Genomic DNA, 12,437 nt, shown 5'->3' on the forward strand with positions numbered 1-12,437 from the left:
GAGGTTGAGTATCCTTAACCTTAACCTCAACCTTAACCTTAACCTCAACCTTAACCTCAACCTTAACTTCAGGGTTTATCAAAAGCAACTTCAATGGCTTCTCCGGAATATTTCACCATCTGTCCGTCAGCATTTTCAGGATCGAATCCAACGGGATGCTTTGAAGAAACAAACACCACTTTAAAACGGCGTTCCTTTAGCATTCCGTCGAACGATCCTTCACGTTTGCCAATAGTAAGGGTTTGGTTGTTATGGTTGTATGTGAAAGGAATGGTAGCAAATTGACCTTTTTCATAGTCATAATTAGTGCCCTCATCTTCGTATAGCCCAAATTCTCCATCGGCACCGGTGTAAACATATAAAGTAATTAGTTCCGGTTTCTTCTGCGTGGTATGTTCAATTTCGGGCCCGGCAGGAATAATAGCACCGGCAGAAACAAACAACGGGATACGCTCATAAGGCGCATCTACTATTTTAGATTGTCCGCCTTCGGTAAATTCACCGGTATAGAAATTATACCAGCCTTCATTTTCGGGGAAATAAACTTCCCGCTCACGGGCTTCATATTTATATACGGGGCACACCATGAGCCCGGATCCAAACATATACTGATCGTCAATATCATATACTTTTTGATCATCAGTGTAATCCATCACCAAACCGCGCATTATGGTATAATCGTTGTGATAAACGGCACCGGTAAGAGTGTAGATATAAGGCATGAGACGATAGCGAAGCTTATTGTAATAAAGCATTGTTTCATAAGCCTTATGCCCCTGTGGAGCAATATTCCAGATTTCACGGTAAGGAAATTGTCCGTGCACCCTGAACAACGGTGCAAAAGCGCCAAACTGATACCAGCGGGTGTTCAGTTCCCTCCACTCTTTCATATCATCAGTGCCTTCTTTCAAATTCTGGTAACGTTTCTCAACGCAAAAACCACCGATATCCATAGTCCAGTAAGGCAGGCCACTCATTGAGAAATTAATGCCGGCCGGTATTTGTGCCTTCAGGTCTTCCCAAACGGTGCCAATGTCACCACTCCAGGTGACGGTTCCGAAACGTTGCATGCCTGCAAATCCGGATCGGGTAAGGATAAATACACGCTCATCATTTTCAAGGGAACGTTGACCTTCGTATATCCCTTTGGCATTCATTAAGGCATAAGCATTAAAATATTTGGTTGAAGGCCCCAGGTGGGTAGGATTCATCAATTCTTTACGGTATTCCATGCTGGCATTGGAGAGAATGTCGGGCTCGGTAGCATCCAACCACCAGGCATCAAAGCCTTTTGTATACAAATGTTCTTTGATCTGCTCCCAGAAAAGCTGACGAGCTCCGGGAGAATAAGCATCGTAAAAAGAACCAATGTAGCCGGGATATATCCAGTCGCGAATGCTGTCTTCAATAGCCTGACGATACATCCACCCGTTTTTGTCGAATTCTTTAAAATGCTCCGTATCCTTATAGAATTTGGGCCAAACAGAAATCATAATGTGCGCATTATTCGCATGAACCTCATCGACCATACCTTTCGGATCGGGAAAACGCTTTTTATCAAACTCATGGCTTCCCCATTTGTCCACCGGCCAATACGACCAGTCCTGAACAATATTATCGATGGGAATATCGCGTTCACGGAACTCGTGCAATACATCAAGCAACTCTTCCTGTGTTTTGTAACGTTCTCGACTTTGCCAGAATCCCATAGCCCATCTGGGCATCACCTGTGCTTTACCAGTAAGCTTGCGATAGTTGCCGATTACATCATCCATTGAGTTTCCGGCCATGAAAAAATAATCGATCTGATCGCCCATTTCGGACCAAAAAGAAATGTGGTTTTGCTCCTCCGGAGGACGCGGTGTATGTACTTTCAATCCGATATAGGACTCACCGCCATCGGGAATCCATTCGAGCTTCAGGTGGTATTTTTTACCTTCTTTCATGTCTACCTGAAATTTGGCAACCGAAGGATTCCAGGCAGTACGCCATCGGTCGGCCATCAACTCACCGTCAATCCAGATTTTGGTATAACCGGCATAATACATCAGAAAACGAAAAACCCCGCTTTCCTGTGGTTGCAACTCGCCTTCCCATGTAATTCGGGCATTATTGAAGTTGAAGCCTTCGGGGAAGTTTTTGATGGTTGTCAGATTTTCATAATCTATGGTGTTTTCCTGACGTACGGTGTAAACATTTCCCGTTTCAACATTGTCGATATATGTTGCTGTAAGCCCACCTTCCTCACCATCGGCATTAAAAAGTTTAAACTCATCTATCTGGCTATATGGACGGGGATCACCAAAACGAGTCAGAGAATAATTATCCCAGAAAATTCCGTAATTATTTGTAGAAACAATTACCGGAATAGAAACTTTTGTGTTGTACTGAAAGAGCTCTTCATCTTTTCCCCGGTAATTGTATTCATGAGCCTGATGCTGACCAAGACCGTATAAACCTTCATCCTCGTGCGATTCCCATACCTGACGTACCTCATAACCTTTAACACCATCCACTTCTGTCGGGATAAGAGTCTTCCCTCCCTTCTCTTTCTCCCGGAGAATAAGATTTCCATCGGCATCGAAGAAGCGAATCTCACCGGTCGTTATTGAAACTTTTGCTGTGATTTTTCCGGTAAAAAGAACCAAATCATTTCCTTCTTCTGTTACGTCAAAATCCACCGGTTGGACGGGCGGCAGAGTCACCAGACTTTCTTCATCACTAAAACTTTCAGTGGCAGAGGCCGATACTTTTATAATTTCCTCTCCGAAAGGCACCAGCCTGATGGCTTTAACCGACTCATCGGCAGGACTTTCAGGAAAGAGAGTAAGACCGGAATCATCAACTTTCCATCCTTTGGGATTACAGCCAAATCCAAGAATGGCAATAACAACAGCAAATAATAGTTTCTTCATAACATTTCAATATTTTCAATAGTCAGTTAAATAAAATCCTAAACGCAGAGACGCAATGACACAAAGTTTTTATTATAAGAGGAAGAGACGCCCAAATTGGGTGTCTTCACCTTATCAGACAACTGTACAAATTTGTTGCGTTAGTGTCTTACCCCTGATATTCGTGTTTTTTTGGCAAAATTAATGCTCTGTCACCGCTCCGCGGTTAATTGTTACTGACTTTATTGGTAACGTTTACCGCTCTGTCACCGCTCCGCGGTTTTAGTATTTTTAACCCTATAACAGCAGTTAATAGCCGCGGAGCGGCGACAGAACGGTAGTAGAATTAAGTAATAAGAAAAACAAAAAGCTGCGGAGCGGCGACAGATAATGTATAAATTTGTTTGGTTCTGGCTTGTCCAGGTTAGGATAGGCACTATTACTTTATGGACAGATACTAATTAGAAACCCCGGCTCCTTTCAAAATGGCTTGAAGCGCACCGGGATCAACAACTTCGCCGGATTGTCGATCAAACAAAGCAAAACCGTTGTTGCCGGCCCAACCGTTATCCCAGTATATCGGTACAATATGATTTTTAATGGCAGCAGATGTCACATATTCCAGATAATATTTGCGGGCTTCAATGTGCTGATTGAGTTCGTCGCCGGTTAAATACGACCTGAGGACAGCTCCATATTCGCCCAGAATTACACCATATCCCTCATCAACAAAGTTTGTCTTCATCATTCCGAATGCTTCATCCACCCAATTTTCCTGTCCCCAGGAAGACACGTCACCCTCTGAAAAAGGTTCTCCCCATTGGGTCTTAAAATTGCCATCGGTTTGCAGCGTATAATCGTATGGGTCGTAGAAATGGACCTCAGCAAGCAATCGGTTGGTCGCTTCATCGGTTGGCATTACCATGTAATCGACGGCGTAACTGATATTGGTATTGTATGCCTGAACTATCAGGTAGCGGTATGCATTGCGGCCGCCGGTAGCACGAACCGTGTTGACAAAAGTCTGGTTAAAAGAATTTTGAACTTCCACATTCTCTGAAGAAGGATCACTGTAATCGCCCTCCACATGCACCTCATTGGAACCAGCAAACAACAGCCGGTCGTCATAATCACGGAAATAAACGGCTATTTGCTTCCACAACGCCTCAAGTTTGTTATTAATTTCGTCCTGATTGTCATAGAAAGGGTGGTTCATCCATCCTCCGTCCCAGTGAATATTTATCATCACAAACATTTCGTTATCAAGTGCATAGTTGACCACTTCCTCTACGCGTTGAAGCCACGAATCGGAAATTTTGTAATTTGTTTCATCCACAATTTTGTGTGACCAGGAAACAGGAATACGAATAGTGTTAAACCCGGCTTCGGCAACAGAATCAATCAATTGCTCCGTAACAACGGGATTTCCCCATGATGTCTCATCGCCGCTGTAAACGCCCTCGTCAACATTAATGGCTTCGAGTGAATTTCCCAGATTCCAGCCAACGGTCATCAGTTGTGAGAATTCAACCGCTGTAAGATCGCGCATACCGCTGGCATCGGGTTCAATATAATCGGCCGGATCATCCCCGTTTCCGGGCTCATCAGGAGGATTCCAGGCATCCTGGGTTACGGTAACCTCGATTTCTTTTTTATTGTCATTCTTACCTGCTGAAACAGTGAGTACAACAGCTCTTTCTTCTTCCACATAACTGGCTTCAGTCACAATTTTTACATCAGCATTCCCTTTGGATGCAGAAATATTCGGCTTTGCCCAGGAATCAGAGGAAAAAGAAATTGTCCAATTAGAGTTGCTGGTTACGGAAATGATTTGTTGGCCGCCCTCTGCCGGAAAATTCAAAGAAACCGGCTGAACCTTAAGGGTAATATCCTCGACTTGTTCGGGATCAATATTATTGTCCGAATCGTCACAGACTGCAACCAAAAAAGAGGAGGCAAACAATAAAGATATGAAAAAGATAAGTTGTTTCATTAATATAAAATTTAATTTTTAATGCCTAATGGAATTCGTCCCGGATAGCCGGGAATCGTTGCATAAGATGGAACGTTAAATTTTCAGTTGATGGATACATGATAATTCGTTTTAAATTTGCCTAAAAAGAGACAGCCTCTTTTTAGATAGTCATCACCTTTAAATATGATACGACTTCAACTGTTAGAATTTTATTGTTTTGTTACTTTTTTAGAAATTATTCCTTGGTCGGTTTTTATTTTGAAAATATATAACCCTGATGGCAAATCTGAAATATCAATTTTTCCTGATGGATTAGAAATAGATTTCATCAAAGTGCTCTTCATATCATAAATATTACAGGTTATAATTGCATCACCTAAAATAAAAATCCTATTTTTTGCTGGGTTTGGATAAATTTCAATATTGGACTTATCTTGTTCATAATCAGAACACTGATCTATTCAATATTGATTAATAGCGCTAATACACTTAAATAAGTCATCTTCATTTCCCCTCGAAGCGATTTTCAATGAGGTATTTATTGGTATTGTAAAATACAAAAGGTCACTATATGAACTGCCACAATCATTAATTGCTTCTATTAAAAGTTTATATTCTCCATTTAAGTTATAAAAATGATATGATTGATCAGTTGTGGTTGAATATTGAACAACGTTATAGAGACCATCCATTAACCATAAGTTATAACTAGTCCCACCTGCAGACCACGTAACTTCTCCTCCGGATTGTATACCTCCTGAATAATTATGAGGTGTAAATTCTAAGTTTGAAGGTTTTGAGGGAGGATTAACACAATTTGTTAAATCTATATCAAAACTCTCAGTTTCATAGGATTCACATACTCCATTAAAAGATGTAATACTAAATCGGTGAATTACTCCCCTGCTTAAGTTTGAAAATTCAAAATACCTGCTTGTAGTTAACGGTGCAACAACAATTGAATTTCCAATCCAATAATAAACTCGATAATATTGAATCCCATAATAACTATCACTCCCAGGAAGCCCCCACCATAATCTAACATTAGCTGTTCCGTTACTATTGTATGTCACATTAGCATAAGGGCCATAAGGAATATGTTCATTTTCCAATGTTTCAATATCAACACTTGGGTTGTTGTATGATTCACCAGAACTATTATACGCTTTAACAGTAAAGTTATATTGGGTTTTCTGAGCCAACCCACTTACGGAATAGTTAGTTGTGGTGGACTCAACAGTATTGAAAAGTTGTCCATCACAATATATTTTATACCCTGATATTTGTCCTGGAACAATGGACCATTGTAAATCTACTCCTTTACATGAAATATTGGTTGCACTAAGATTATTGGGATTTGAAGGCTTTGTAAGAAGTGTAATTTCATTTTTAGGGGACTCGCCAGCATCAGAAAAAGCACTAACACTAAGCCTGTAGGACGTAGCTGGAATTAACCCTGATACTATATAACCTGTGTTATCTGTTGTAGCAATTCTTTGTCCATCTTTATAAATATGATATCCGTCAATGTTAATATCATACCCCTCTATATTTTCAGTTACCTCATTCCATTCCAGGTCACAACTATTATTAGTAATATTTGAAACATGTAATTCTGACGGTTTTTGAGGTTGAGGAATTTCATAAGTGACATCAAGGCTCAATAAATCTTCCCTAAATAGAATAAAGAGAGAAGTCGATTCACTATCACGTAAAACACCGAACTGAATCGAACCCTCATTTTTCATAATAACATTTTCTGCTTCTTGTTTCAACTTAGAATCAGTAATGACGATTCTCTCATTTTGAATATATCCTTTTAAAATAGTTTTTTCACCCCATAACTCATTCCAACCTTCAATCTCATTTGTAGACAATGGAGAATTCATTTTTCTTAAAACAATTCCCCCCTGATAATTAGGCTCAACCCCCATTGTAAGCTTAACACTCTTCAATGTTGCGTATTCTGGAATACTAGATAAATCAAACTGTAAATAACCACGATAATAAACAGAAAAAGAATGATCATGGCCAACTATCAAACTTTCCAACTTAGAAGTAATTTTGGTATCTATATCGCGACCAATGCCATAAAACTGCCGATCATGGAGAAATGATTTTGCAATAAATTTCTGAGAAAGAGCATCGGAATAAGCTGATAAAAAGATAACTAAACCGACAATCAAAAAACCTCTTGTTAAATAAAAATTTCTGTGAACCATAATATCTAGTACAAGTTAGAATTAGTTTCTTTTCAATTTATGTTGTATGCTTCCCATCTGAAGCAGGGAACTACGCCAAGCTCATCTGACGAGTCAGTAACCACACCGGTCACTGTTTGCTGGGCCATTAGTCCCAGTCCCGCCATAAAAAAGAACAATAAAAGAATACTCTTTTTTAACATAGCATTGGATTTAAATCTTTAAATAGTGTCTGTCCATAAAGTGCCATTTACTGCGTTACGCTCGTCCGAAAATTACTCATTTACGATAAGTAAACTCCGTATTTTCGGACTTCGCAAGCCTTGTAAATAACACTTTCTGAACAGACACACATATTGTGAAAATCTTGCGTGTTTATAGACACGCACTAAATAATGAAACACTTCAACAATTTTTTACAGAAGTAGATTGCCATGCGAAAAATCGATCGTTTCCGATAGCGTTTTCAAATATATTTTAACACTATTTAAAGATTTAGTCGTTTTGTATGAGAAATGGGTGTTAATGGTACACAAAGGGTGATAAAATGTCTTCTAAAATGGGATAATATGTCTTTTTTGAGAAAGATAAAAAGGTATATTACAGGCAGATGTTAGAGGATAGATGTTAGATATTAGAAGTCAGACTTGTCAGAAGCAGAAGCGGGTTGTACAAGTCATCGATACTTGTTTGTTTCTCTCAACGATTTCCCAACAATGAGGTTTTGTAAGTATCAAAAAGGGCGATGATGAATCAAAAAATCTATTGAGCTTCAGCTTAATTGCTTCTAACTTCAAATATCCAGCTTCTGACTTCAGCCCTGGTTTTGAGAAATTCGGCGGATATATTGCGACGGGGAGACACCAAATTCCTCTTTAAAATAACGGGAAAAATATTTAGGATCGTTAAATCCCACCTTGTAGGCAACTTCGGAAACTGTAAGCTGACTCTTAGCCAAAAGCTGTGCCCCACGCTTAAGACGCATAATACGGATAAACTCAGTAGGTGTTTTCCCGGTGAGCGCCATTATTTTATTGTACAAATGACCGCGGCTGACGCCCATTTCTTTGCTGAACAACTCGACGGAAAGTCCGGTATTCGAAAGATTCTTTTCCACGAACTTTGTTGCCTTTTTCATAAATTTTTCGTCAAGAGAAGTAATGCCAATCTCCCCCGGAGATATTTCGTAATGTTGCTTTTGAAGTTTAGACCTTAATTTTTTCCGGATTTCTGTCGATCTCCTGATTTTCAGCTCCAACACTTCATAGTTAAAAGGTTTTGTTATATAATCATCTGCTCCGGCGTCAAGCCCTTCGATTTCCTGTTCGGCAGAAACTTTGGCTGTTAGGAGGATTATTGGGATATGAGAAGTTTTAGGATCGTTTTTAAGTTTCCGGCAAAGTTCTATTCCATCGGGTTCGGGTATCATAATATCGCTGATTATAACGTCGGGGTATACTGCCACTGCTTTTTCGTATCCTTCTTTTCCATCTGCAGCCTCGGCAATACGGTAACGATGGCCTAAATTTTCTTTAAGATAGAATCGCAGGTCTTCATTGTCTTCTATAATAAGCAACAATTCCCGGTCTTCTTCGTCTAAGTGCCCGGTAAGCGCCTCATGGTTAACAGCCCCAACCTGTAACATCAGGCTGACCGGCTCTTCTGACGAAACCTCTTCATTTCGAGCCACCGGTAACTCAACCACGAAAACACTCCCTTTGCCAGGTGTGCTGTCCACAGAAATTTCTCCGCCATGTAAACGTACAAATTCGCTGGCTATAGACAAGCCAATCCCGCTGCCCAAATTGCTTATCCCGGCAGTCCCTGCCTGAAAAAAACGTTCGAAGATGCTTTCCTGCTTCTCTTTAGAGATGCCAATACCGGTGTCGCTGACAGAAATCTTTACTAAGGCATCAGTATCCGGCGTGCTTCTCTTTTCATAATATTCCACCTTTAGTTTTACTTCACCCTTTTCATTTGAGAACTTAAAGGCATTGGACAGTAAATTAAAGATGACTTTCTCAAGCTTTTCCTGATCAAATCCCATTTGGAGGGAAGATACATTTGACTCGAAACTAAACCGAATAGATTTGGTATCAAAAAGGTCCGAAAACGAATGTGCCACCTCTTCAACAAATCCAACCAAATCGGCCCTGGTACGGTTCAACGTTACACCCTGTACTTCTATTTTCCTGAGATCGAGCAACTGGTTAACAAGTCCCATTAACCGCCTGGCATTTCTAAGCACAATTTTCAACTGTTCGCTGAGGTAATCGTCTTTGATGTCTTTTGCAAGTCTTTCCAGTGGTGTAATAATCAGTGTGAGAGGCGTTCTGAATTCATGGCTGATGTTGGTAAAGAATTTGATTTTCATGGCATCCATCTCGTGAATGCGCTGATGTTCGCGTAATTCCTGTTGTCGTTCATATCTGATACGTTCACGACGGCGTATTATGAATCCAAACAACACAACAAGGCCGGCAAACAGAACGAAATAACTCACATAAGCATACCGGGTGGCATAAAAGGGTGGCTTTATAATAACAACAAGCCTTTTTTCGGGCCCAAACTCACCGCCTTCTCCCATTCTGGCTCTAACTCTGAAAACATAAGAACCAAAATTCAAATTTGTATATGTAGCCAGGCGGTTCGAAGCATCAGTGTTAACCCATTGCTCATTAAAACCTTCCAGCTTGTATTGATAGTGGATTTTTTCGGGATGAGGATGACCCATTCCGGAAAATTCCAGTGAAAAAACATTCTGATTGTGCTTCAAAACCAGCGAATCGGAAAGAAACAAAGGTTTTGTTAATACTACTTTGTTGTAAATTTTTTCCTGCACCCCCACTTCACGGTTAAATAATCGCAGCCCTGTCAGTAAAACGCCTGGGGTAAAAGGGGTCTTTTGAATTTCTTCGGGGAGAAACAGGTTAAAACCTTCGGGACCTCCAAAAATCAATTCGCCCCGGGAAGTTTTAAAAGCCGAATGTTCATTAAATTCGCGCCCCTGCAAACCATCCAGCAAATCGTAGTTACTGAAAGAAAACTCAAATTCTCCTTTACTCCCGGTTATCTCAAGTTTGGAAATACCGTTTAAGGTACTCATCCATAAATTGCCGTTGTCATCTTCCAGAATATTTAAAATATTGTTGTCGGGCAATCCGTCGCGTTCCAGAAAAAGGCGAAACTCATTTGTTTTCGGATCAAACATGTTCAACCCGTTTCGTGTACCAAACCACATCAAACCCCTTTGATCCTGAATAATGGACAACACAATATGATGGCTCAGAGCATTTTGCTTTCCAGGATTCGCGGGAATGTGCGAAAACCGGCCGGTAGTTTTGTCTAGCACATCAATGCCGTTGGATGTACCAAACCATAAATTGTTCACATCGTCCTCATAAATGGTCAGTATAAAACCGGAATGGACCGAGTTCAGGTCGCCATCACGATAGTGCAGAAAGCGACCATTCGATTCATCAAGAAGGTCGAGACCGCCTCCGAGGGTTCCGATCCAGATTCTTCTATCCGAATCCTCATAAATTTTCCAGATACGGTTATCGGAGATTGTATTGGGGTCTTCGGGATCATGATAATACCGTTTAAACCGCTCTCCGTCATAACAGTTGAGCCCTCCATAATAAGTACCAATCCACAATCTGTCTTTGGAATCATACAGCAAACTGACAATCACATCGTGGCTCAATGAATCGGGATTGTCGGGCCGTGCCTTGAAAACTGAAAACCGATCATAATTCCTGTCATAATAAATAAGGCCGTTGCCATTGGTTCCAATGTACAGATTCCCTTTCTCATCCTCGGCAAAGCAATCGATATCATTCGCCGGAAGTCCGCCACTGTTCAAGGGATTGTGCGAAAAAAGACGAAACTGAAACAACTCAGGATGATAATAATTGACACCTTCTTTGTAGGTTCCAATCCAGATGGTTCCCAAATCATCCCGTAACAAAGAGGTAATACTGTTTTGTGAAAGACTATTGGTATTTCCGGGTGCATTTTGAACCGCCATCACACTGAAATTGCTTTTATCGATTATCTGAATACCTCCATGATCGGTAGCCACCCAGATATGACCTTTCTGATCCTGCAAAACGCCCGTAACAATATTTGTTGTCAATCTGTGCTTTTCTGCATCGGCTTTAAAATGCAATTCCTCACCTGTTTCGGGGCTGTAATAAAACAATCCAAGATCGCTTTGCTTCGAATATATCCAAACATCTCCCTCATTATCCTCGAAAACAGAAAAGTAATCCTGATCAATTAGTGACTTTAACCCCTCAGGCTGATATCTTTTTAAAACCTGCAGGCTTTTTGAATCTATGTATTCTACAACACCCCATGCATTAATTATCAGAATGGTAGAATCATTTCCGACAAACACATCGGTAACAAAATCACTGGCAATACCTCCTTCTTCCTCTTTTTCGGAAGGAATCTTTACCACCTCATTATCTACTGCTCTGACCCAATAAAGACCAAACTGGTTTGATGCCACCCAAAGATTGGAATCGTGGTCAACCACCAACGAAGAAATAAATTGAGACGGGACATTATTTGCCTCTCTGAAGAGGTAATAATCCCCGTAAAAAATATCTTTTGAAGGATCAAAAACCGAAAGCTGATTATCCTGAGAAATAATCCACAAAAAGCCATTATGGTCTTCATAAATATTCTGAATATTATTAAACGGAATTGTAGTGGTATCACCGGGAATATTTTTATATACTCTAAAGGAATAGCCATCGTAGCGGTTAAGACCGGAAATGGTTCCAAACCAGATAAATCCGAGCCGATCCTTATGAATCGCTGTAATCTGGTTGCTCGACAACCCATTAGAACTATCAAGATGCCTGAATTTATATTCAATATTTCTGCTTTCCTGACCGGCAAGAACTTGAAAAACCAATACAAATCCAAAAATTAAGATGATGTTCCTGCTTCCTGCCATGATTTATGTAACTATGTAGTGTCTGCCCATAAAGTGCCATTTACTGTGTTACGCTCGTCCGAAAATTACTCATTTACGATGAGTAAACTCCGTATTTTCGGACTTCGCAAGCCTTGTAAATGACACTTTCTGAACAGACACACATATTGTAAAAATTTTTGCGAGTTTATAGACACGCACTAAATAACAAATCAGCTATTTGCGATCGATGAATTATATCTGCTAAAATACAGTAAACCAATGTTATGCGAATCATCTTATATCTAACTCAAATTACAAAACACTTTATATCAATCATTTGTTTTGCGGAGTTGGATTTTTGCTTATCAGGCCAATTTTCGGTACTAACGGTAAAATTCTTATCTGCAAAATTTAACCTGCTTTATTCATAAGTTTTC

The 12,437-nt window shown here is 40.2% G+C and carries 6 protein-coding genes; all 6 read right to left on the bottom strand.

The genetic code is table 11. The features are described from left to right. Window positions 1-68: 68 nt before the first annotated feature. Window positions 69-2,915 (bottom strand): TIM-barrel domain-containing protein, encoded by a 2,847-nt coding sequence (locus OQ5_RS0118670; RefSeq protein ID WP_016778947.1) that lies wholly within the window; start codon window positions 2,913-2,915, stop codon window positions 69-71. A 436-nt stretch (window positions 2,916-3,351) separates the two neighbouring features. Continuing rightward, window positions 3,352-4,887, bottom strand: coding sequence for a cellulase family glycosylhydrolase (locus OQ5_RS0118675; RefSeq protein WP_016778948.1), 1,536 nt, complete (start codon window positions 4,885-4,887; stop codon window positions 3,352-3,354). 191 nt (window positions 4,888-5,078) lie between these two features. Beyond that, window positions 5,079-5,330, bottom strand: coding sequence for a T9SS type A sorting domain-containing protein (locus OQ5_RS25355; protein ID WP_082179627.1), 252 nt, complete (start codon window positions 5,328-5,330; stop codon window positions 5,079-5,081). Further along, window positions 5,331-7,091, bottom strand: coding sequence for a fibronectin type III domain-containing protein (locus tag OQ5_RS0118685; protein WP_016778950.1), 1,761 nt, complete (start codon window positions 7,089-7,091; stop codon window positions 5,331-5,333). It lies immediately after the preceding gene. A 32-nt stretch (window positions 7,092-7,123) separates the two neighbouring features. Beyond that, complete coding sequence (locus OQ5_RS23695) at window positions 7,124-7,273, bottom strand: hypothetical protein (RefSeq protein WP_016778951.1); 150 nt, start codon at window positions 7,271-7,273, stop codon at window positions 7,124-7,126. A gap of 611 nt (window positions 7,274-7,884) precedes the next feature. Then, entirely contained in the window at window positions 7,885-12,039 is a 4,155-nt protein-coding gene (locus tag OQ5_RS0118695) for a hybrid sensor histidine kinase/response regulator transcription factor (protein WP_016778952.1), read from the bottom strand. Window positions 12,040-12,437: the final 398 nt, after the last annotated feature.

The organism is Anaerophaga thermohalophila str. Valhall (assembly GCF_000250735.1).
GTDB classification, from domain to species: Bacteria; Bacteroidota; Bacteroidia; order Bacteroidales; family Marinilabiliaceae; genus Anaerophaga; species Anaerophaga thermohalophila_A.